Raw genomic sequence first — 22,173 nt, forward strand, 5'->3', positions numbered from 1 at the left:
GGCAAGGGTAGGTTGCCTCGGGTGATCCACGATCTCACCGACGAGGAGGCTCGGGCCGCGCTGCCGCTGAAGTGGGAGACCCCCGGGGTGGTCCCCGCCTGGGTGGCCGAGATGGACTATCGGCAGGCCGAGCCGATCACCGAGGCGCTGGTCGACGCCGTCCGCCGCGGTGCCCTGGGCTATCCGCCGCACGGCGACGACCTGGGCGCGGCGTACGCCGGCTTCGCGGCCCGGCACTGGGGCTGGGAGGTGGCGCCGGAGGCGTCGGTGCCGACCGGGGGCGTGATGAGCGGCATCCGGCTCGCACTCGAGGTGCTCTGCCCACCGGGGCCGGTCGTGGTGCCGCTGCCGTGCTACCCGCCCTTCCGCGACGTCGTCGAGGTCACCGGCCGCGAGGTCGTGCCGGTCACCCTCGATCCCGACAGCGACGAAGCGGTCCTCGACCTGGCCGCCGTGTCCCGCGCGTTCGCGTCGGGCGCGCGCACGCTGCTGCTGTGCAACCCGCACAACCCGCTGGGCCAGGTGCCCTCGCGCGAGGAGCTGGCCGCGGTCGCGGCGCTGGCCCGCGAGTACGACGCGCGCGTCGTGTCCGACGAGATCCACGCCCCGCTGGTGCTGCCGGGCGCGACCTTCACGCCGTACCTCGCCGTCGACGAGCGCGCGATCGTCGTCACCAGCCCGTCCAAGACGTTCAACATGCCCGCGACCCACGGCGCGCAGCTGGTGCTCCCCGACCCGGCCGACCGCGAGCGGCTGGCGGCGGTGCCGATCCCGGCTCAGAACACCTGGTCGATCCTCGGCGTGATCGCGGGCACCGTGGCCTGGCGCGACTGCGACGAGTGGCTGGCCGCGCTGCGTGACCGGCTGACGGCACAGCGCGAGCTGCTCACCGAGCTGGTCGCGGATCGGCTGCCCAAGGCGCGGATGCGGCCACTGCAGGCGACCTACCTCGCCTGGCTCGACCTGCGCGGGTACGGCGTCGCCGACCCGGCCGCGGCCGCCCTCGCCCACGGCGTCCGGGTCGCCCCGGGGCACGACTACCAGCCGGACCTCGAGGGCCACGTGCGCGTCAACATCGCCACCACCCCCGAGCGGCTAGAGCAGATCGTCGATCGGTTGGCCCTTGGCGTGAGGCCTTGAGCCGCAGGGATACCCGGTTCACCGGGTATCCCTGCACATCTGGGGGTCTGCAACACCCGAGAAGTGCCAGAGCTGCCCGAGAGGTCCGGGCTCAGCCGACCGACCTGCCCTGCGCGGCGATCACGTCGGCGTACCAGTCGAACGACCGCTTCGGGGTGCGCTTCAGGGTGTCGTAGTCGACGTGCACCAGGCCGAAGCGCTGGGTGAATCCCTCGGACCACTCGAAGTTGTCCATCAGCGACCAGGTGTAGTAGCCGCGTACGTCGACGCCGCGCTGCACGGCCGTGGCGACCGCGCGCAGGTGGGCGTCGAGGTAGTCGATGCGCGGCTGGTCGTCGACGACACCGGCCTCGTCCGGCCCCATGTTGTAGGCACAGCCGGACTCGGTGATGTAGATCGGCGGGAGCGCGGCGCGGTAGCGGGCGCGCATCAGGATCAGCCACTCGCGCAGCGCGTCGGGGACCACCGGCCAGCCGAAGTCGGTGACCGGGTAGCCGAGCAGCTCGCGGAACTCGAACGGCATCTCGGCGTCCGCGCCGGCGGCGCCGATCTTGAAGGGGTTGTAGTAGTTGAGCCCGTAGAAGTCGAGCGGCTGGCGGATCACCGCCAGGTCGCCGTCGCGGGCGATGCCCTCGAAGAGCGGCGCGAGGTCGGCGGGGTACCGCCCCAGGAGCATCGGCTCGCTGAACATGCCGTTCCACAGGGCGTCGAAGAGCTTGGACGCCCCGACGTCGGCCGCGTCGTCGCTGGCCGGCCACATCGGGGCGTGGTTGTTGGCGCAGCCGACGCTGGTCGCGCCCGCCTCGCGGAGCGCGATCGCCGCCCGGCCGTGGCCGAGCAGGAGGTGGTGGGCGACCGGCATCGAGTCGAACATCAACGTGCGACCCGGCGCGTGCATGCCGGTCGCGTAGCCCATCATCATCACCACGTTGGGCTCGTTGACCGGGATCCAGTGCTCGACCCGGTCGGCGAACCGCTCGCCGAGGATCGCGGCGTACTCCGCGAACCGGTCGACGGTCGCGCGGTTGAGCCAGCCGCCGTCGTCCTCGAGCGCCTGCGGCAGGTCCCAGTGGTAGAGCGTGACCATCGGCTGTACGTCGTTCGCGAGCAGCTCGTCGATCAGCCGGTCGTAGAAGCCCAGACCCTCCGGGTTGGGGGCGCCGGAGCCGGTCGGCTGGATGCGCGGCCACGACACTGACAGCCGGTAGCCGCCCACGCCGAGTCGTCTCATCAGCGCGACGTCCTCGGCGTACCGGTGGTAGTGGTCGCAGGTCACCGCACCGCTCGACCCGTCCTTGATCCGCCCGGGCTCGGCGCAGAAGGTGTCCCAGATGCTGGGGCCCTTGCCGCCCTCGGTGGCGGCGCCCTCGATCTGGAAGGACGCCGTGCTGGTACCGAATCGGAAGCCGGGGGGCAGCTGGGGCAGTCCGCTGAGCGGGCGGGGGTCGGACACGGCACAATGATGCCTGTGAGCGTCGAGATCCGCCGTGGAACCGACCGCTTCCTTACCCGGGATGAGGGACTCCTCACGCGCCACTCGTTCTCGTTCGGCACCCACTACGACCCGGACAACGTGCGCTTCGGTCGGCTGGTCTGCCACGACGACCACCTGCTGGGGCACGGGTCCGGCTTCGCCGACCACCCGCACCGCGACGTCGACATCGTGACCTGGGTGCTGAGCGGCGAGCTGCACCACCACGACTCCTCCGGCCACGCCGGGGTCGTGCGCCCCGGCGAGGTGCAGGTGCTGTCGGCCGGCTCCGGGGTGACCCACTCCGAGATCGCCGGACCCGGCGGCCCGACCCGCTTCGTGCAGGCGTGGCTGACCCCGGAGGACACCGGTACGCCGCCGGCGTACTCCATCACGCCGGTCTCGCTCTCCTCCGGCCGCCTGACCGAGGTGGCGCGGCTCGGCGACGCGACCTTCTCCGTCGCCCGGCTGAACGCCGGCGACACCGTCGCCCTCCCCGACGCTCCCCTGCTGCACGCGTACGTCGCGGGCGGCGCGCTCGCCCGGTCGTCGCTGGCCGAGCCGCTCGCGGACGGCGACGCCTTCCGGATCACCGACGCCTCAGGAGTCAGCGTCACCGCCGCGGTGCCCACCGAGCTGCTCGTGTGGGCGTTCGCCTGACGCGGTGGTTTCGAGGCTCAGGCCTTGACGGCCTTCGCACCTCAACCACCGGCGCCGGTGGTTGAGGTGCGAGGCGCGCCAGCGCCGAGCCTCGAAACCACCGTCAGCAGATGACCGACAGCGCCCCGGGGACGACCTCGACGACGGCCGGGTCGGCGAGGGAGGCGGGGAGCAGGCCGAGGGGCTCGCCGTCGCCGCCGACGGGGATCGGGCCGCCCGCGGATCCGCGGAGCGTGCCGCTGAGCTCGACCCGCTTGCCGGTGAGCACGGTGACCTCGGGGAGCGCGACGTGCCGGCCGTCGTACACCTTCGGCAGCGAGCGCATCAGCGCGAGCCGCGAGGCGGCCTCGATGACGATCACGTCGAGCACGCCGTCCTCGATCGAGGCGGGCGGGGCGATCTGCATGCCCTTGCCGTAGTAGGCGGAGTTCGCGACCACGACCGTGGCCGCGGCGTACTCGTGCGGGATCCCGTCGACCGCGACCCGGTAGCGGCCGGGCCGGTAGGCCGCGAGGGCGCGGAGGGCGGCGTAGGGGTACTGCATCGAGCGCGGGAGCCAGGTCGCGCGGTCGGCGATCGCGGCCGCGCGGGCGTCGACGCCGGCGTAGATCGAGCCGGCGACCATCCGCCGCTGCGCGCCGAGGCCGGAGACGGCCAGCAGGTCGACGCGGCGCACCTCACCCTCGAGCAGCACCCGGGCCAGTGCCGCGGGGTCGCCGGGCAGGCCGAGCATCCGGGCGAAGTCGTTGCCGCGCCCGGCCGGCACCATCGCGAGCGTGGCGTCGCGACCGGCGACCAGCCCGGCGAGCGAGGAGAGCATGCCGTCGCCGCCGACCGAGACCACCACGTCGCCGCGGGCCACGGCCTCGTCGACGAGCCGCGTCATCGCCTGGGGCCCGGGCGAGTAGGTGACGTCGACGACCGCGCCGGCCTCGCGCAGGAGGCGCGCGACCGGCACCACCGCACCCGGCGCCGCTCCGCCGCCGGAGGACGGGTTGACCAGGAAGGCGAACGCCCTGCCGTTCGCGTGGGAGGTCATGGGATCAGGACGCCCGGGTTGAGGATGCCGGTCGGGTCGAGGTCGGCCTTGACCGCGCGCAGCACGGAGACGCCGAGCGGCCCGATCTCCCGCGCGAGCCACGGCTTGTGGTCGGTGCCGATCGCGTGGTGATGAGTGATCGTCGCGCCGGCCGCGATCATCGCGTCGCTCGCCGCTCGCTTCGCGGCGTCCCACTGCACGAGCGGGTCCGCCGACTCCTTCGCGGCCACCGTGAAGTAGAGCGAGCACCCGGTCTCGTAGACGTGCGAGATGTGGCAGAGCACGATCGACGGGTCGCCGAGCGACGCGGTCAGCGCGGCCTTCACGTCGGCGTACAGCCGGTCCAGGTTCGACCAGAACGTCGCGGTCTCCAGCGTCTCCACCAGCACGCCGACGTCGAGCATCGCGTCGCGCAGGTACGGCGCGTCGAAGCGCCCGTGCGCCCACTTCTCTCCCACGTCCGCGCCGAGCGGGGTGCCGCCCAGGCCGGTCAGCACGGCGGTGACGGCCGACCGCTTGGCGGCGACCGCCTCGGGCTCGCCCTCGAAGCCGGTGATCATCACGCACCCGGTGGCGCCGTCGCCGCCGATCGCGGCCGGGTCGGCGAGGTTGATCGCGGTCTCGGACTCGTCGGAGAGCCGGAGCACGGTGGGCAGCAGCCCCGACTGGGCGAGCGTGCGCATCGCCGCCGCGCCGTCGGCGAACGACGGCCACCGCCAGCCCTCGTAGGTCTTCTGTGCCGGGAGCCGGCGCACCCGGACGGTCACGGCGGTGAGCACGCCGAAGGCGCCCTCCGAGCCGAGGAAGAGCTGGCGCAGGTCGGGTCCGGCGGCGTTCGCGGGGGCGCTGCCCAGCTCGAGCGACCCGCGCGGCGTGGCGACCCGCAGCCCGACGACCAGGGCGTCGAAGCGGCCGTAGCCGGCGCTCGACTGGCCGCTGGAGCGGGTGGCGGCGAAGCCGCCGATCGAGGCGTACTCCCACGACTGCGGGTAGTGGCCGAGCGTCAGCCCCTCGGCCGCGAGCAGCGCCTCCGCCTCGGGACCGCGCAGGCCGGGCTCGAGGGTGGCGGTCATCGAGGTGTGGTCGACGGCGAGCAGCCGCTTCATCCGCACCAGGTCGAGGCTGACCACGCCGGCGTACCCCGCGCGCCGGGCGGCCAGGCCGCCGGTCACCGACGTACCGCCCCCGAACGGCACCACCGCCAGGTGTTCCTCCACCGCGAGTGCCAGCACCGCCGCGACCTCGTCGTGCGTGCCGGGGCGGACGACGACGTCGGGCGCGTCGCTCAGGTCGCCGGACCGCGCCCGGAGCAGGTCGGGCGTGGACTTGCCGCGGGTGCGCAGCCGGCGGGTCTCGTCGTCGACGCGGACGTCGTCCTCGCCGACCACCGCGGCCAACCGGTCGATCACGGCGCGGCCCAGCGCGGACGGCGGCGGCTTCGGCTCGGCGACGGCCGGGCGGTCATCGAGCCCGAAGACCATCTCGACCAGGCCGCGGGTGGCCTCGGGCAGGGCGGCCGCGCGGGCCGGGTCGCCCCAGCGGGACGGATGCATCTCGGCGTTCACGCGTTACACTGTGACATATGTCGTCACTTCGTCACAACGACGCACGTGCTCCCGAAGGTCGCGACGCCTACCTCGACGCCGCGCGCGACTGCATCCTCGACGTCGGCTGGCGGCGGACGACGCTCACCGAGGTCGCCCGCCGGGCGGGGGTCTCGCGGATGACGATCTACCGCACCTGGGCCGACATGCCCCAGCTGCTCGCCGACCTGATGACCCGCGAGTGGGGCACGGTGGTCGCGGAGAGTCTCGCGGAGGAGGACGCCGACGCCCCGACCGTGGAGCGGCTGGTCGGCGACATCGTCACCACGATCCGGCGGCTGCGCGAGAACGAGCTCTTCGTCCGCATCGTCGAGCTCGACCCCGAGCTGCTGCTGCCCTACCTGCTCTCCCGTCGCGGTCGGTCGCAGGACGGCATCCTGGAACTGACCGTCCGGGCGGTCCGCGACGGCCAGGCCGAGGGCACCGTCCGTGCGGGCAACCCCGATGCGATGGCGCGGGCGATGCTGCTCGCCGCCCACGGCTTCGTGCTCTCGGCGCACACGATGGTCGACGACCGGGTCGCGGGCGAGGAGCTCGACGCCGAGCTCGCGCTCGCACTGACCCGGAGCCTGCAGCCGTGAACCCCACCCGGATCATCCCCGGTCTCGCCGACGCGCCGACCGACGTCGACGTCGTGGTCGTCGGCCTGGGCATCACCGGCGCCGGTGTCGCCCTCGACGCGGTCACCCGCGGGCTGAGCGTGCTCGCCGTGGACGCCCACGACCTCGCCTTCGGCACCTCCCGCTGGTCGTCGAAGATGGTCCACGGCGGGCTCCGCTACCTCGCGAAGGGCCAGCTCGGCGTCGCCCACGAGAGCGCGGTCGAGCGCGGTGTCCTGATGGAGGTCACCGCCCCGCACCTGACCCGGCCGATGCCGATGCTGGTGCCGCTCTCCTCCAGCGTGAGCCGCCTCCAGACACTCGTCACCCGCAGCGGGCTGCTCGCCGGCGACCTGCTGCGCCGCGGCGCGCACACCGACGCCGCGACCCTCCCGCGGCCGCGGCACCTCTCGGTCACCGAGACGCTCCGACTGGTGCCGGCGTTGCGCCCGGCCGGCCTGCGCGGCGCGATGCTCGGCTGGGACGGGCAGCTCGAGGACGACGCCCGGCTGGTCGTCACCGTCGCCCGCACGGCCGCGGCGTACGGCGCCCACGTGCGCACCCGCGCCCGGGTGCTGTCGGCCACCGGCACCGGCGTCGAGCTGCGCGACGAACTCACGGGGACGACCACCGCCGTCACCGCCCGGGCCGTCGTGAACGCGACCGGCGTCTGGGCCGACACCCTCGTCGACGGCATCACCCTGCGGCCCAGCCGGGGCACCCACCTGGTGCTGCGCCGCGAGACGCTGCCCGGCCTGGAGATCTCCGTGTTCTGCCCGGTGCCCGGCGAGAGCAACCGGTTCGTGATGGTGCTGCCGCAGCCCGACGGCACGATCTACGCGGGCCTCACCGACGAGCCGGTCGAGGGCGCGGTGCCCGACGTCCCGGAGCCGACCGAGCCCGAGATCGGGTTCCTGCTCGACGTCGTGTCCGCGGCGTTCTCCCGGCAGCTGCACCGCTCCGACGTGGTCGGGGCGTACGCCGGGCTCCGGCCGCTGCTCGACACCGATCACGGCGGGGGCTCCGGCTCGACGGCCGACCTGTCCCGCCGCCACGCCGTGCTGACCAGCGACACCGGCGTCGTCACGATCGTGGGCGGCAAGCTCACGACGTACCGCCGGATGGCCGAGGACGCCGTCGACGCCGCGGTCGCCCGTGCCGGGCTGCCCGCCGGGCCGTGCCGCACCGCCGCGCTGCCGCTGCTGGGCGCCGCGCCCCGCGCCGCGCTCGCCGACCTCGAGGAACCCGCGCGGCTGGTCCGGCGCTTCGGCACCGACGCCCGGCTGGTGCTCGACAACGCCCGCGAGGTCACCGGGCTCGCCGACGACGAGCTGCTCGCGCCCGTGGCGGACGGCGTGCCGGTGACGCTCGCCGAGCTGGTCTTCGGGGTCACCCACGAGGGCGCCGCCGACGTCGACGACCTGCTCGACCGGCGCACCCGGGTCGGGCTGGTCCCGGCCGACCGCGCGCTCGCCGAGCCCGCGGCGGAGAGGGCGCTCGCGCTGGTCCGATGAAATTCGGCGTCGACGGCTGTCGGTACCACCATGCAGACTGGAGCGGTCATGACGACACCTGACAACGATCCCGGGGCCGAGCTCGACGACTTCCCGACGCTGACGCAGCGCTACCAACGTGAGCTGCTCGCGCACTGCTACCGGATGTCCGGCTCGGTCCAGGAGGCCGAGGACCTCGTGCAGGAGACGTTCCTGCGGGCGTGGAAGGCCGCGGGCAAGTTCGAGGGCCGCTCCTCGGTGCGCACCTGGCTCTACCGGATCGCCACCAACGTGTGCCTGACCAACCTCGAGAACAAGCCGCGCCGGCCGCTGCCCGCCGGACTGGGCACGCCCGAGGCGATGGCCGGCGACGCGCTCGAGAGCGACCACGAGATCACCTGGCTCGAGCCGGTGCCGGACGCCGCCGTGGTGGTCGCCGAGCGCGACTCGATCCGGCTGGCCTTCGTCGCCGCGCTGCAGCACCTCCCCGCCCGGCAGCGCGCCGTGCTGATCCTGCGCGACGTGCTGCGGTGGAGCGCCGCCGAGGTCGCCGCGGCGCTCGACACCTCGACCGCGGCGGTCAACTCCGCGCTCCAGCGGGCCCATGCCCAGCTCGCCGAGCGCGGGCTGACCGAGGACACCGTCTGCAACGAGCTCACCCCCGCCCAGGAGCAGCTGCTGGAGCGCTACGTCGACGCCTTCTGGCGCAAGGACGTCGACGCAATCGTCAGCATGCTGACCGCGGAGGCGACCTGGGACATGCCGCCGTTCACGAGCTGGTTCCGCGGGCCCGTGAACATCGGCTGGCTGATCGGCAACGAGTGCCCCGGCGGCGCCAACGACATGCCGATGCTGCCGACGCAGGCCAACGGGCAGCCCGCCTACGGCCTGTACATGCGCACCCCGCAGGGCGACTTCACGCCGTTCCAGCTGCAGGTGCTCGAGCTCGACGGCGACCGGGTGCGGCACGTGACCGCGTTCTTCGACCAGGCGCTGTTCGAGAGGTTCGGGCTGCCGACCCGGCTGCCCGCCGACCACGCACCGGCCCCGAACCCTCGGTGACCCTGGCCGTGAGCGTGACGCTCGGCGGGTCCGTCGAGCTGCTCGACCGGTCCCTCGCCTACACCTGCGGTCGGCTCGCCGGAGTCCGCGACGACCTCCTCGACCGACGTACGCCGTGCGCGTGCTGGCGGCTCGCCGACCTGCTCGCGCACATGGAGGACGCCCTCGACGCCTTCACCGAGGCGGCGGGCGGCTCGGTCGACGTGCACCGGTCCCGGTCGGCCGCGGGCCCGGTCCCGACGATCCGGGCCAAGGCGACCGCGCTGTTGGGCGCCTGGTCGCGGCCCTCGCCCGGCGACGTCGTGATCGAGGCCGCGACCGGCCGCCACGACCTGGTCAGCCCGCTGCTGGTCGCCACGGCGGCGCTGGAGGTCACCACCCACGGCTGGGACGTCGGCCGCGCGGTCGGCGAGGACGCCCCGATCCCGGTCGATCTCGCTGAGTCGCTGCTCCCGATCGCGCGGGCCGCGGTGACCCGGGCGGACCGCGGCCTCCGGTTCGCCCCGGCGCTGCCGGCGCCCGCCGACGCTCCGGCCGACGCCCGGCTGCTCGCCTTCCTGGGCCGCCGACCGGGCCGGACCTGACTGGACCGCCACGATCCTTTACCCGATTCCGCCCCGGAGCGCGGCGGGTCTTCCTAGGCTCTCCCGCATGCCCGCGGCCTCGGTTACCCCTGCCTCCGACGCGGCGACGAGGAAGGCCGGTGCGGTCGAGGATCCGCTGGAGCTGCTCGAGCGCGGCCTCGTGAACACCCGCGCCGGCGCCATCGGCGCCGCGGTCGGCTACCTGGACCGGGCCGCCGCGACCGACGCCCTCGACGTCCCCCAGCGCGCGGCCCTGCTGACGGCGCTGATCGACTGCCGGCTCGCCCGCGGCGAGCTGACCGAGGCGCGGGTCGCGGGCGAGCGGCTCGGCGTCCACCTCGACCACGCCGGCCTGGTCGGCGCCACCGCCCACTACGGGCGCGGCGAGCTGTGCGCCGCGGTCAACGAGATCGAGCTGGCGGCCCACCACTTCGCCCGGGTCCCCCGGTTGCTGCGTCCGGGCGAGGACGACCCGGACGTGCTGCCCTGGCGCACGGCGGCCGCGCTGACCGCGGTCCGCCTCGGCCACCGGGTGGAGGGCACCGCGCTGGCCCGCGAGCACCTCACCCTGGCCGGCGTGAGCGGCGCGGCGTACCCGATCGCCCTCGGCCTGCGCACCCTCGCCACCGTCGACGCCCGTACCGACCGCGCCTCGCTGCTGCGCCAGGCGCTCGACGAGCTCGACGGCGTGCCGAGCGCGCGGCTCACCGCCCAGATCGAGACCGACCTCGCCGGGCTGCTGCTGCTCGCCGGCCCCGAGCGCGGCGGCGAGGTCCTCGCGCTGCTGCGCCGCGCCGAGCGGTACGCCGGGAGCGAGAACCTCTGGCCGCTGCTCGGCCGGATCCGCCGCCTGCTGGGCCGCCTGGGCGAGCAGCCGCAGCCGGTGGCCGGCGAGACCCTCGCGTCGCTGACCGCGGCGGAGCAGCGCGTCGCCCGGCTCGCGGTCACCGGGCTGACCAACCGCGAGATCGCCAACCAGCTCGTGGTCACGGTCAAGGCCGTCGAGTGGCACCTCTCGCACGTCTACCGCAAGCTCGGCATCAGCTCCCGCGGCTCACTCGCCTCGGTGCTCGGTCCCGGCATCTGACCTCGGCCGACGGCGGTCCGACCTCAAGGAGCAGCGTCGTCGGCGACGTACTTGTAGCCGACGCCGTAGACGGTGACCAGGTGCCGCGGGTCGGTCGGGTCCGGCTCGAGCTTGCGGCGCAGGTTCATCACGTGCACGTCCACGGTCCGCTCGAGCGCGTCGTGGTCGAAGCCGAACGCCGCCTCGAGGAGCCGCTGCCGGGAGAAGACCCGCCCGGGGTGGGTGACCAGCTCGCGCAGGATCCGGAACTCGGCCGGCGTGCACGGCACCAGGCGCCCGCCGAGCCGCACCTCGTGGCGCTCCTCGTCGAGGACGAGCGAGCCGGCCCGGGTGACCGCGTCACCGGGCTCGGGGCGGCTGCGCCGCAGCACCGCCTCGACCCGGGCCACCAGCTCGCGGGGGCTGAAGGGCTTGGTGACGTAGTCGTCCGCGCCCAGCTGGAGGCCCTGCACGAGGTCGTCCTCGGTCGCACGCGCGGTGAGGAAGATGATCGGCACGTCGCCCTCGGAGCGGAGGAGGTGGCACACGTCGTGACCGTCGAGCAGCGGCATCATGATATCGAGGACGGCGAGGTCCGGCTGCCGGCGCCGGCACTCGACGAGCGCCGCCCGGCCGTCGGGAACGACGACCACCGAGTGCCCGGCCCGCTCGAGATAGGTCCGGACGAGTGCGGCGAGCTTGCGGTCGTCGTCCGCCACCAGGATCCGTGCGCTCACCGCGTCATCCTGGCAGCCGGCTGCCAAGAACCTGTGAAGAACGCTCGGGTGCGGATCCACACCGGTTCTTGACGGCGTCTTCACGAGACACTGCGACCGTCGCGCCATGCGTCGACAACTCCTGCACCCGGCCGCCGCCGCGGCGGTCCTCGCCCTGCTCCTCGGCCTCTCGGCCTGCTCCTCCGGAGCCGACGATCCCGACCCCTCCCCGGCCGCCGCGTCCGGTCCGCCGGAGACCGGGGCGGACGACTCCGACGACGGGTCGGACGACGGCGGCGTGCCGGTCGGCCCGCTCGACGACTACGTCGGGGTCGGCGCGGGAGCCGCGCTGAGCACCGACGACGCCGAGTACCTCGAGTTCGAGGAGGAGATCGCGCGGTGCATGGCCGCCGAGGGGTTCGAGTACGTGCCGTTCGTGCCCGACGTCGACGCGACGCTGCTGCCGGACGGCTCCATGACGCTGGACGTGACCGGAGGCAGCTTCCCCGACCTGCCGCCCGACGAGTTCGCGGCGCGGTTCGGCTACGGCATCAGCACCGAGCCGCCGGCGGACCGTGAGGAGCAGCGCGACCCCAACGAGGCGATCGTCGCGCGGATGAGCGTCGCGGAGCGGGTCGCCTACCACCAGGCGCTCTACGGCGACGTCAACACCCTGGACGACCGTGGCTACCTGGCGGGCACCGCGATGTCGAACACGGAGACGTCCTGCGTCGGCCGCGCGGACGCCGGCGAGCCCACCGCTGACGAGCGCCGGAGTGCCGAGAAGCGCGCCCAGCGGGTCCGCGACAGCTTCGCGAGCCTGCTGAAGCGGGTCGGCGATCTCCGCGACGAGCAGCTGGCGGACCCGCGGGTCGAGGCCGCGACGTCGTCCTGGTCGAGCTGCCTGGCCGCCGCCGGGCACCGCGGGTTCACCGAGCTCGACCAGCCCCGGGCCCGCGCCCGCGACGACGCCCGGAAGCTGCTCGGCCCCGACCTGTCGGGGATGGCGGACGCCGATCCGACCCGCCTGGCCGCCCTCCGCACCGCCGAGGTCGACCTGGCCGTCGCCGACGAGGCCTGCCTGCGGGACTGGCGACGGACCTTCCGGGCGGTGAAGCTGGACACCGAGGAGCGGTTCGTGCGCGACAACCTCGAGGAGCTCGAGGCGTTCCGCACCGCGATGGCCGCCGCGGTCGCCGACCAGGAGTAGGCGGCGCCAGGCTCGATCTCTCAGTCCTGGGGCCGGCCGGCGGGGAGCCAGACCGTGAACACGGCGCCCCCACCGGCCCGCTGTCCGGCGGTCACGGCCCCGCCGTGGGCGTCGACGAGCTGCTCGACGATCGCGAGGCCGAGGCCGCTCCCCCCGGTCTCCCGGGTACGCGAGGGGTCGGCGCGGAAGAAGCGCTCGAAGACGTGCGGCAGGTGCTTCGCCGCAATGCCCGCGCCGCGGTCGGCGACCTCGACCACCACGCCGGGTCGGTCGTCGGGTCCGGCGTCTGCCCGCAGGTCCACCGTCACCGTGGCGCCCTCGGGTGAGTGCCGCACGGCGTTCGAGACCAGGTTGGCGACGACCTGCCGCAGTCGCAGCGGGTCGTGCGGGGCCGGCGCCGACGCGAGTCCGGTCCGGGCGAGCGTCACCGACCGCGACTCCGCGGCGCCCCGCATCGCGAGCAGGGCGGTGTCGACGGTCGCGGCGACGTCGCCGTCGACCGGGTGCAGGGCGAGGCGGCCGGCGTCGGCCTGGGCGAGCACGCCGAGGTCGTCGACGACATGCTGCAACAGCGCCACCTCCTCGAGCAGCGATCCGGTCCAGCCGTCGTCGCGCTCGAGGACGCCGTCGTGCCCCGCCTCGAGGTAGCCGCGGAGGTTGGAGAGCGGCGTCCGCAGCTCGTGCGCCACGTCGCTCACCATCCGGCGCCGCTGGTCGTCGGCCTCCCCGAGGGCCTGCGCCATCTCGTTGAAGGACCGACCCAGCCGCGCCACCTCGTCGTGGCCCGTGACGGGCACCCGGGTGGCCAGCTCCCCCGCCGCCATCTGCTGGGTGGCCTCGGTGAGCCGGCGCACCGGCCGCAGCACGCGGCGCGAGGCGACCAGGCTGGCCACCACCGCGACCACCAGGATGACGACCAGGGCGAGGACGATGCGCCGCCCGCCGACCCGGTCGACCAGGCCTCGCTCGACCGCACGGGTCTCGGAGACGTAGAGCACCGCGCTCGGCGCGACCGACGCCCGGAGGTGCCGCGTCAGCACGGCCGTGGCGCAGTCGTCCCAGGCACGAGACACCGACGACGGACGCGCGCCGTCCGCCGCGCCCGGCACGTGCACGGTGAGCAGGTCGGGCGCGCCGCTGCCGTCGGCGCCGAAGAGCCGGGTCAGCTGCGAGGTCACTCCCCGGCGCTGCAGGCACCGGTACTCCTCCAGCGCGACGGCACTCTGCAGCCAGGCCAGATCGGCGAGCCCGCCGCGGCCGGCCCCGGCTCGGGTGGATGCGAGGTCGCGGCACGAGGTCAGCACCGTCACGTCTCCGGGCACGCCGCCCGACGGTCCCTCGTCGGCCTCGACGTCGAGACAGATGCCGGTGAGGTCGTAGTCGCGGCGGAACGCGGCCCGCAGGTCGCCGCCACCTGCCCGGGCGGCGAGCAGCGGCGCCGGCAGCGCCAGCTCGTCGTACGCCGCGGGCACGGCCGCCGTCGCGGCGGCGAGGATGCCGGCCAGCGGGTCGAGGACCGCGGTGGGGTCCTGGGTCCCGACCTCCCGCTGCCCGGGGTCGGACCCGGCCGAGCTGGCCAGCGGCGCACCGTCGACATCGGTCACGACGATGAGCCGCTCCGACGACGCGGCCAGCTCGCCGAGCAGGGCGCCCGCGCCCGCCCACTCGGGGCCGCCGCGGCCGAAGGCCTCCAGGCGGTCGACGATGGTCCGGTCCACGTCGGCCACCCGCACCTGCTCCCGCTCCGCGCTCGAGCGCACCGCGTCGGCGGTGAGCACCGCGGTGGCGACGCTCGCGACGGCGGCGACCAGCACCGACGCCAGGATCGAGCGGCCCAGGAGCCCGGGGGACCTCACCGCGCCGTCGCCGTCGCCCGCACCGTCTCCATCGGCACATCGTGGCATCGGGATGCCAAGAACATGTGAAGGCGCATCCTGACCGGATCGACACCGGTTCTTCACACCCCGCTGCGAACGTTCGCCGCATGCCGACGCCCGACCCGCCGCGCTCCCATCCCTCGCCCGCCGACCTCACCTCGAGGCCGGGTCCGGGATGAGGCGCTTCCGCTCCCTGCTGCTGATCACGGCGGGCTCGCTGGCGTGCGCGGGTCTCGGGTACGCCGCGGCGCTCACGATGGCGCCGTCCACCGGCCGCGACGCCCCGCCGCCGACCGGTCCGGTGACCGCGGCCGTCGAGCTGCGCAAGATCACCTCGGCCGTGGTCGTGCGGGGCGACGCCAACTTCTCCGACCCGGTCCCGCTCGTGGTCCGCACGACCGCGCCGCTGCCGATCGTCACCGCGGCGCCCCGGCACCGCGGCGCGACCGTCCGCGCGGGCGAGGTCGTGCTCGAGGTCGCCGGCCGTCCCGTGATCGCGCTGACCGGCGCGCTGCCGGCGTACCGCGACCTCGCACCGGGCGACGTCGGCCCCGACGTCGCGCAGCTCGAACAGGCGCTGGCCCAGATCGGGCTCGACCCCGGCGACGTGGACGAGGAGTTCACGACGTACACGAGCGCGGCCGTGGCCGACCTCTACGAACGCCTGGGCTACCCGGCGCCGACCGCGGGCACGATCGGCTCCGCACCCGACGGTGCGGCCGGCGAGGAGGCCACGACCGGCGCCGCGGCGGCCGACGCCGACGAGGTCGTGCTGCCGATGAGCGAGGTCACCTACGTCCCCAGCCTGCCGCGCCGCGTCGACCGTGCGCCGGCCCGGCTGGGCAAGCCGCTGCCGCGGGCCCCGATGCTCCTCTCCGGCTCCGAGCTCGTCGTCTCCATCGGGCTGACCACCGCCGACCAGGAGGTCCTGGAGGCCGGCATGCCCGTGGTCATCGACGTCCCCGGGGGCGCCGAGGTGCGCGGCCGGCTCGGCGCGGTCACGGGCACCGAGACCGGCGCCCGCACCTCGGTGCGCCTGCCCGGCCTCACCGACCGGCAGCAGCGAGCTCTCCAGGGCGCCAACGTGAAGGTGACCGTGCCGCTCGAGAGCACGCGGGGCAAGGTACTCGTCGTACCGCTCGCGGCGCTGAGCACCGATGCCGCCGGCACCGCGCGCGTCGTCCGGGTGGACCCGGACGGCTCGACGAGCACGGTCCGGGTCGAGGTCGGGCTGTCCGCCGAGGGCTACGTCGAGGTGCGCGTCGTCGACGGTGAGCTGGCCGACGGCGACCGCGTGGTGGTGGGCGAGTGACCGCCGCCGGTGCTCCCGCGGTCGTCGAGCTCGAGGGCGTCGGCCGGACCTTCGGGGGCGACCCACCGGTCGACGTGCTGCGCGACGTCGACCTGACCGTGACCGAGGGCGAGTTCCTCGCGATCGTCGGCCCGTCGGGCTCGGGCAAGTCCACCCTCCTCAACGTCCTGGGCCTCCTCGACTCGCCGACCGCCGGTCACTACCGGCTGGCCGGGATCGACACGACCACCGCCGGCGAGCGCCGGCGGGCCGGGCTGCGGGCCGCACGCCTCGGATTCGTGTTCCAGGCCTTCCAGCTCCTCCCCCACCTCACCGTGCTCGAGAACGCGAGCCTGGGCGGGCTCTATCTCGGCCTGTCCGGGCGGGAGCGCGCGCTCCGCGCCGAGCGGCTCCTCGATCGGGTCGGGCTGGCGCACCGGCGCCGGGCCCGGCCCACGACGCTCTCGGGCGGTGAGCGGCAGCGCGTCGCCATCGCCCGGGCGCTGGTCGCCGGCCCCAGCCTGCTGCTCGCCGACGAGCCGACCGGCAACCTCGACACCGCCAGCGCCGCCTCGGTGCTCGAGCTCTTCGAGGAGCTGCACGCCGAGGGCACGACGATCCTGATGATCACCCACGACCCGGGCGTCGCCGCCCGCGCGTCGCGCAGCGTGCGGATCGTCGACGGACGGCTCTCCGCATGAGCCGCGGGAGGGCACGCCCGTGGACCCACGTCATCGAGGCGATGGCCGGGGTGTCGGCACGACCCGGCCGGCTGGTGCTCACGATGGTCGGCGAGGCGCTGGGCCTGGCCGCCCTGGTGGCGACCGTCAGCCTGGCGGGCACGGCGAGCGGGCAGGTCGCCGACCACTTCGACCGGGCCGCCGCCGACCGGGTGACCGTGCAGCCGGAGGAGTCGCGGGCCGAGCGCGGGGCGGTGCTGCCGGCCGACGCCGAGGAGCGGATCCGCAGCCTCGAGGGCGTCGAGACGGCCGGCACGCTCACCCGCCTGGAGGTGGACGACCCGGCGCGGACCGTGCCGGTCGTCGACCCCCAGGCGCCGCCCGACCCCACGCTCCCGGTGCTGGCGGCCTCCCCGGGCCTGCTCGACGCGGTCGACGCCGAGATCTCCGGCCGGCGGTACGACGCCGGTCACGTCGCCCGCGCCGACCCGGTCGCGCTGCTCGGCGCCGCGGCCGCGCGGCGCCTGGGCATCACGGACCTCGCCCACGGGCCGGCGGTCTTCGTCGGCGACCGGGCCCTGACGGTCGTCGGCATCATCGACGCGGTCGACGCCCGGGGCGAGCTGGTCGACTCGATCGTCGTCCCGGAGTCGACGGCGGCCCGGCTGTTCGGCTGGCAGGGAGCGCAGTCGCTGCAGGTCGAGGTCGCGCCCGGCGCCGCCGAGACGATCGCCCGTCAGGCGCCGCTGGCGATCACGCCCACGGACCCGGGCGCGCTGCTCGCCTCGGCCCCGCCGACCGACACCACGCTGCGGGAGCGGGTGCAGGGCGACGTCTCGTCGCTGCTGGTGCTCCTCGGCATCGTCACGCTGGTCGCCGGTGGCGTCGGCATCGCCAACATCATGCTGCTCTCGGTGATGGAGCGCGTCGGCGAGATCGGGCTGCGCCGGGCGCTCGGCGCGACCCGCGGCGACCTGATGACCCAGTTCCTCGTCGAGAGTGCCACCGTGGGCCTGCTCGGCGGCGTCGTCGGGACCAGCCTCGGGTTCGGCACCAGCATGCTCGTCGCACTCGCCCGCGACTGGGCGCCCGTGCTCGACGCCCGGCTGCTCGCGGCCCCGCTCGCCGGGCTGGTGATCGGCGTACTCGCCGGGGCGTTCCCTGCCTGGCGAGCCGGGTCCCTGGAGCCCGCCGAAGCGCTCCGCACCCTCTAGAGCTGCACCCGGCCCCGTCCTGATGCCCCGTCCCGATACCCAGTGACGATCTGGTCGTTCCACGACCCCGGGAACAACCAGATCGTCACTGGGTATCGCTCGGTGTGCACCCGCGAGAGGCGGACGAGCCTCACGCCAGCGGGTGGGCGAGCTCGTCCTGCGGCAGCCGGGCCAGGACGACGGCGGCGATCGCCGCGAAGGTCGGCACCACCCCGGCCACCAGGAACGTCGTGCGCAGGCCGATCGCCTCGGAGACCGGGCCGGCCAGCGCCATCGACACCGGCATCAGGCTCACCGAGACGAAGAAGTCGAGCGAGGCGACCCGGCCGAGCAGGTGCGGCGGCACGCGACGCTGGAGCAGCGTCCCCCAGATCACCATCGGGGCCGAGAACATCGCACCGAGGACGAGCGCCGCCACCACCAGCATCCAGATCTGGGTGGCCATGCCCATCACGACGAAGGGCAGGCAGCCCACGCCCCAGAGCAGGTTCATCACGCTCAGGTAGCGGCGCGGCATCCGCAGGGACGCCATCGCCATCGAGCCGACGGCGCCGCCGATACCGAACGCGGCCAGCACCATCGCGTGGTCGCCCGCGTCGCCGCCCAGCTTGTCCTTGATGAGGAACGGCACCAGCACCTCGAGCGGGCCCATGATCACGAAGATCATCAGCGACGCGAACAGCAGCGTGGCCAGCAGCCACGGCGTCCGCGCCATGTAGACGAATCCCTCGCGCAGGTCGTGGCCCACCGAGCGCACCGGCTGGTCGGCGTCACGACGTACCGGCGTCAGCGGCACGGTGGTGAGCGCGAGCAGGCCGGCGACCGACGACACCGCCGCGATGCTCAGCGCGGCGGCGGGCGAGACCGCGCCGACCAGCACCCCGGCGACGGCCGGGCCGATCGCCTGGCCGATCGTCGGGCGCACCATGCCCTCGAAGCCGTTGACCGCGAGCAGGTCCTCCTCCGGCACGAGCGCCGGCAGCCAGGCGGAGTACGCCGGGTAGTAGAACGCCATCGCCGTGCCGATCGCGAAGCCCACCACGCCCAGGTGCCACAGCAGCGTCAGGTCGGCGACCGACAGCAGCGCGACGACGGACATCGCGACGAACTCGATCGCGGCGACGCAGAGCAGGATGACCTTCTGCGGGACCCGGTCGGCGACCACCCCACCGAGCAGCGCCGGCAGCAGCACGCCGACCGCGGCCGCGGTCGAGACGACCGAGAGCTGCGCCGGACCGCCGCCGATCCGGATGACCTCCCAGACCAGTCCGACCGTCCACACCCCGCCGGCGAAGGTGGCCAGCACGAGCGCCACTGCGAGGCGGCGGTACGCCGAGTGGCGGAACGGCGTGAGCGCGCGCGGCAGTCTGGTGTTCTCGAGCCGCTGCTCCACGTCGGTCATCGCTCCTCCTCTCCGGGCCGGGGAACAGTCTGGCTGTTGCGACCGCCTGGCCCCACCGATTTCATCGCGGCTCGAGCACGACCTTGCCGAGCGCCCGACGCCGCTCGAGGTCGGCATGGGCGCGGGCGGCCTCGGCGAGCGGGTACGTCGTGACCAGTGGCCGCCATTCGCCCGCGGCGACCCGGTCGAGCGCCCGGGCGGCGAGGCCGGGGATGCCGCCGGGGAGCGCGACCATGCGCGGCCCGAGGCTCCAGCCGGCGGAGATCGACCGCCCGATCAGGTCGTCGGTGTCGAGCCGGGTCGGCTCGCCGGCCGAGAACCCGAACATCACCAGCCGGCCGCCGGGGCGCAGCAGCTCCAGCGCCGCGCGCCCGACCGCGCCGCCGACGCCGTCGTACACGAGGGTGACGCCGTCGGCGACCTCGCGCTCCCAGCCGTCGCGGCCGTAGTCGACGACCTGGTCGGGCTCCAGCTCCGCGAGTCGGGAGGTGCGCTCGGTGCCGCGGGCGGCCGCGACCACGCGCGCGCCACGTGACCGGGCGTCCTGCACCAGCAGCCAGCCCAGCCCGCCCGCGGCCGACGGGACCAGGACGACGTCGTCGCGGCCGGCCGGCTCGAGCTCGACGATGCCCTGCGCGGTGCGGCCGGTGCCGACGGCGGCCACCGCGTCGGCGAAGGACACGTGATCGGGCACCGGGAAGAGGAGGTCGACGGTCGCGACCGCCTGCTCGGCGTACCCGCCCGGCACCGGCCCCAGGTGGGCGACGACGCGGCGGCCGACCCAGGACGCGTCGACACCGTCGCCGACCGCATCGACGACGCCGGCGACCTCGCGGCCGGGGATCGTCGGCAGCTCGGGAGGCGGCAGCGGACCGGGCTCGCCGCGCCGGATCGCCGTGTCGAGCAGGTGCACCCCGCTCGCGGCGACGGCGATCCGCACCTGGCCGACGGCCGGGCTGAGGTCGGGCAGGTCCTCCAGGACCAGGCGGTCGGATGGGCCGAACTCATGGAGACGGATGGCGTGCATGAGCCCATTGCACAAGTTCAAGTTAACTTCACGTCAACCATCGCAGGCTCCGGCCGTGTCCCTGGGTCCGCGCCACGGCGCGACCGTCGACGCCGAGGACGAACCCGTGCTCGTCCTCGGGCAGGTCCGGACCGGTGGCGGTCACGCCCGGCAGCACCCGCGGCCCCTCGTTGCTCACCCAGTGGCAGCGGCCGGCCGCGACCAGCCCGGCCATGAGCCGGTGGAACGCCGCACGCCGCTCGTCGGGGAGGTAGGCGATCACCGCGCTGTGGAAGACGACGACTGTCCCGTGCCGACCGGCCTCGTCGACCAGTCCCGGCAGCTCCTCGATCAGGTCGCCGCGGCGCAGGTACGGCGGATCGCGGCGAGCCACCTCGACGGCTCGCTCCAGCCGCGCCCGGCGGTCGTCGTGCTCGGGCCAGATCAGGGTCGCGAGCCAGCGCATCCGCTCGGCGTCGGTCACGTCGAGAGGGTTGAGGTCGACCCCGGCCCGCCAGGCCACGGAGGGCACCGTGGGCGGGAGCGGCGCGGGCCCGATCACGTCGCACGCGAGCGTCGGCGCCTCCGGATCGCCGGCCGCGGTGACCCCGGCGTCCGTGCGCCACAGATACCGGTACCGGTCCGGGTAGAGGCACAGCCCGGCGCTCGCCCCGGCCTCGACCAGGGCGAGCGGCCCGGTCCCGGCGGCGAGGGCGAAGGCCGGCACGAGGGTCGCCAGCCGGCCGACCTCGTTCGTCTGGGTGGCGCGCTCGAGGATGGTCGCCCGGATCTCCCCGTCGTCGCCGAGGAGCGCCGCCCGCAGGTCGTCGTACGGCCCCGGCGCGGGAACCCCGTGCCAGCGGGCGGCCGCGAAGACCAGGTTCGGCTGTCGCTTGGGCACGGGCAGCCGGCCGAGCCACGCGAGCACCTCGGGGTCGGACGCGACCCGGCTCGCCCAGTCCGCGAAGCACGCTGAGGTCGGGCGCGCGTCCGCGGCGAACTCGGAGTACTGCGTGGCGGTGTCGCCGTAGACGTCCATCCGGTGCGATCCTCCCGTTTCCCGTCCGGGCGACACCCGGATGGGCCACCATTCTCCGCATGAGGATCGTCGGGGGCGGCGGGCCGCGGCGACGCTCGCCACCGGCGCGCTCCTCCTGTCCGGGCTGGCGGCCTGCTCACGCGCTCCCGATCCAGCACTCGCCGTGCAGAGCGGGCTGCGACACCTCGACCAGGTACGAGCCGCGGAGGTCACGCAGCCGGGCCCCGACCGGGCCGGCGCGATCAGGATCACCTACGCCGCGGCCGTCGACGACGCGGCCGGGTTGGCGGCACTGGTCTCGGAGGTCGACGCGGTCGCCGCGGACCGCGGCTACCCGTCGTACCGGCTGACCCTGGTCTCGGCCGTCACGCCGGAGTCGGAGCTGACCGTCGGCGACGGCTTCGGCGATCGGCGTGGCAGCAGGGCCGTGCTCCGCACCTGGCTCCGGCTCACCGACACGATGCTCGGAGCCGTGTCGTACGCCGTGGGCCCGGACGGCGAGACGGTCCGGGTCCGCTCCGGGGGCGGCGCGGCGCACGACGTGGCCCGGGCCCGGCGGATCGGCCACGGGAGCGACCGGACCGTGTGGGTCTTCGACAGCGGCCCCGGCACCTTCACCGCGACCGGCCGGGTGACGGGCCGCGACCTACGCCTCTTCGAGGCCGTGCAGCGCGGCGCCGGCGCGGAGGGCCAGCCCGTGTGGGTGCCTTACTGGCAGCTCGACCGCCGCTCCGGACACGTGCGGCTCGACCTGACGGTCGACGTCGCGGCGGCGAGGACGCCCGAGCAGCTCACCGTCGCCCGCCACGGCCGGACGCTCGCGCCCCTCGTGCGGGCGGCCCAGGTCGCGCTCGGCGCCACCGACCTCCCGGCCTGGCTGCGCCTGCACGCCACCGGGGCTGGGCCCGACGATGTCTTCGGCAGCTGGGCATCCGACCGGCCCGCCGCGCGCGGCCGCGACCGGCTCGACCGAGGCTGGGACGCGTGGCTGGCCCGGCACGCCGCGCGCTGATTGCCGGG

Annotated in this window: 20 protein-coding genes; 12 read left to right on the top strand and 8 right to left on the bottom strand. The window is 74.9% G+C overall.

What is annotated here, in order from left to right:
* Positions 1-21 precede the first annotated feature (21 nt).
* On the top strand, positions 22-1,140 hold the full coding sequence (locus tag KM427_RS24650; protein ID WP_215525676.1) for a MalY/PatB family protein: 1,119 nt from the start codon (positions 22-24) through the stop codon (positions 1,138-1,140).
* A 91-nt stretch (positions 1,141-1,231) separates the two neighbouring features.
* Here KM427_RS24650 and KM427_RS24655 read toward each other — a convergent pair whose 3' ends face one another.
* A complete protein-coding gene (locus KM427_RS24655) occupies positions 1,232-2,593 on the bottom strand; it encodes a GH1 family beta-glucosidase (RefSeq protein WP_215525677.1) in 1,362 nt (453 codons plus the stop codon).
* A 15-nt stretch (positions 2,594-2,608) separates the two neighbouring features.
* On the opposite strand from KM427_RS24655, the gene KM427_RS24660 reads away from it, so the two are divergent.
* Positions 2,609-3,271, top strand: coding sequence for a pirin family protein (locus KM427_RS24660; protein WP_215525678.1), 663 nt, complete (start codon positions 2,609-2,611; stop codon positions 3,269-3,271).
* A 103-nt stretch (positions 3,272-3,374) separates the two neighbouring features.
* On the opposite strand, the gene KM427_RS24665 is transcribed toward KM427_RS24660, so the two are convergent.
* Positions 3,375-4,310 carry a diacylglycerol/lipid kinase family protein gene (locus KM427_RS24665; RefSeq protein WP_215525679.1) on the bottom strand — a complete coding sequence of 312 codons (936 nt, stop codon included), beginning with the start codon at positions 4,308-4,310 and terminating at the stop codon, positions 3,375-3,377.
* Positions 4,307-5,875, bottom strand: a complete 1,569-nt coding sequence (locus KM427_RS24670; RefSeq protein WP_252274872.1) for an FAD-binding oxidoreductase — start codon at positions 5,873-5,875, stop codon at positions 4,307-4,309. The genes KM427_RS24665 and KM427_RS24670 overlap by 4 nt, the downstream gene beginning before the upstream one ends.
* A gap of 17 nt (positions 5,876-5,892) precedes the next feature.
* On the opposite strand from KM427_RS24670, the gene KM427_RS24675 reads away from it, so the two are divergent.
* The 5 genes from KM427_RS24675 to KM427_RS24695 all read left to right on the top strand — a co-directional run bounded on the left by KM427_RS24675 (position 5,893) and on the right by KM427_RS24695 (position 10,739).
* Positions 5,893-6,495, top strand: coding sequence for a TetR/AcrR family transcriptional regulator (locus tag KM427_RS24675; protein ID WP_215525680.1), 603 nt, complete (start codon positions 5,893-5,895; stop codon positions 6,493-6,495).
* A complete protein-coding gene (locus KM427_RS24680; RefSeq protein WP_215525681.1) occupies positions 6,492-8,027 on the top strand; it encodes a glycerol-3-phosphate dehydrogenase/oxidase in 1,536 nt (511 codons plus the stop codon). Before KM427_RS24675 ends, KM427_RS24680 begins: the two co-directional genes overlap by 4 nt.
* A 48-nt stretch (positions 8,028-8,075) precedes the next feature.
* Positions 8,076-9,068, top strand: coding sequence for a sigma-70 family RNA polymerase sigma factor (locus tag KM427_RS24685; RefSeq protein WP_183595439.1), 993 nt, complete (start codon positions 8,076-8,078; stop codon positions 9,066-9,068).
* A gap of 8 nt (positions 9,069-9,076) precedes the next feature.
* Positions 9,077-9,652, top strand: a complete 576-nt coding sequence (locus KM427_RS24690; protein WP_215525683.1) for a TIGR03086 family metal-binding protein — start codon at positions 9,077-9,079, stop codon at positions 9,650-9,652.
* A 67-nt stretch (positions 9,653-9,719) separates the two neighbouring features.
* Positions 9,720-10,739, top strand: a complete 1,020-nt coding sequence (locus KM427_RS24695) for a LuxR family transcriptional regulator (protein ID WP_183595441.1) — start codon at positions 9,720-9,722, stop codon at positions 10,737-10,739.
* Positions 10,740-10,762: 23 nt separating this feature from the next.
* Here the strand turns inward: KM427_RS24695 and KM427_RS24700 are convergent, their stop codons facing one another.
* Complete coding sequence (locus KM427_RS24700; protein ID WP_183595442.1) at positions 10,763-11,455, bottom strand: response regulator transcription factor; 693 nt, start codon at positions 11,453-11,455, stop codon at positions 10,763-10,765.
* 106 nt (positions 11,456-11,561) lie between these two features.
* On the opposite strand from KM427_RS24700, the gene KM427_RS24705 reads away from it, so the two are divergent.
* Positions 11,562-12,644, top strand: a complete 1,083-nt coding sequence (locus tag KM427_RS24705) for a hypothetical protein (protein WP_215525685.1) — start codon at positions 11,562-11,564, stop codon at positions 12,642-12,644.
* Between the two features lie 20 nt (positions 12,645-12,664).
* Here the strand turns inward: KM427_RS24705 and KM427_RS24710 are convergent, their stop codons facing one another.
* Positions 12,665-14,500 (bottom strand): sensor histidine kinase, encoded by a 1,836-nt coding sequence (locus KM427_RS24710; protein WP_215525686.1) that lies wholly within the window; start codon positions 14,498-14,500, stop codon positions 12,665-12,667.
* Positions 14,501-14,696: 196 nt separating this feature from the next.
* Between KM427_RS24710 and KM427_RS24715 the strand changes: the two genes are divergently transcribed.
* Genes KM427_RS24715 through KM427_RS24725 form a run of 3 tightly spaced genes read left to right on the top strand, consistent with a single transcriptional unit; the run spans position 14,697 to position 17,706 of the window.
* Positions 14,697-15,833 carry a hypothetical protein gene (locus KM427_RS24715; RefSeq protein ID WP_215525687.1) on the top strand — a complete coding sequence of 379 codons (1,137 nt, stop codon included), beginning with the start codon at positions 14,697-14,699 and terminating at the stop codon, positions 15,831-15,833.
* Positions 15,830-16,513: an ABC transporter ATP-binding protein gene (locus KM427_RS24720; RefSeq protein WP_215525688.1), complete on the top strand. Its 684-nt coding sequence runs from the start codon at positions 15,830-15,832 to the stop codon at positions 16,511-16,513. The genes KM427_RS24715 and KM427_RS24720 overlap by 4 nt, the downstream gene beginning before the upstream one ends.
* Positions 16,510-17,706, top strand: coding sequence for an ABC transporter permease (locus KM427_RS24725; RefSeq protein WP_215525689.1), 1,197 nt, complete (start codon positions 16,510-16,512; stop codon positions 17,704-17,706). The genes KM427_RS24720 and KM427_RS24725 overlap by 4 nt, the downstream gene beginning before the upstream one ends.
* A 130-nt stretch (positions 17,707-17,836) precedes the next feature.
* On the opposite strand, the gene KM427_RS24730 is transcribed toward KM427_RS24725, so the two are convergent.
* The 3 genes from KM427_RS24730 to KM427_RS24740 form a co-directional block, all read right to left on the bottom strand.
* A complete protein-coding gene (locus tag KM427_RS24730; RefSeq protein ID WP_215525690.1) occupies positions 17,837-19,108 on the bottom strand; it encodes an MFS transporter in 1,272 nt (423 codons plus the stop codon).
* 61 nt (positions 19,109-19,169) lie between these two features.
* The gene (locus KM427_RS24735) at positions 19,170-20,135 is read right to left on the bottom strand and encodes a zinc-binding dehydrogenase (RefSeq protein WP_215525691.1); all 966 of its coding nucleotides are present in this window, start codon (positions 20,133-20,135) and stop codon (positions 19,170-19,172) included.
* 28 nt (positions 20,136-20,163) lie between these two features.
* The gene (locus tag KM427_RS24740) at positions 20,164-21,153 is read right to left on the bottom strand and encodes a DUF2332 domain-containing protein (RefSeq protein WP_215525692.1); all 990 of its coding nucleotides are present in this window, start codon (positions 21,151-21,153) and stop codon (positions 20,164-20,166) included.
* 40 nt (positions 21,154-21,193) lie between these two features.
* On the opposite strand from KM427_RS24740, the gene KM427_RS24745 reads away from it, so the two are divergent.
* Positions 21,194-22,165, top strand: coding sequence for a hypothetical protein (locus KM427_RS24745; protein WP_215525693.1), 972 nt, complete (start codon positions 21,194-21,196; stop codon positions 22,163-22,165).
* The last annotated feature ends 8 nt before the right edge of the window (positions 22,166-22,173 follow it).

It is taken from the genome of Nocardioides sp. LMS-CY (assembly GCF_018732145.1).
In the GTDB taxonomy this organism is placed as follows: Bacteria; Actinomycetota; Actinomycetes; order Propionibacteriales; family Nocardioidaceae; genus Nocardioides; species Nocardioides soli.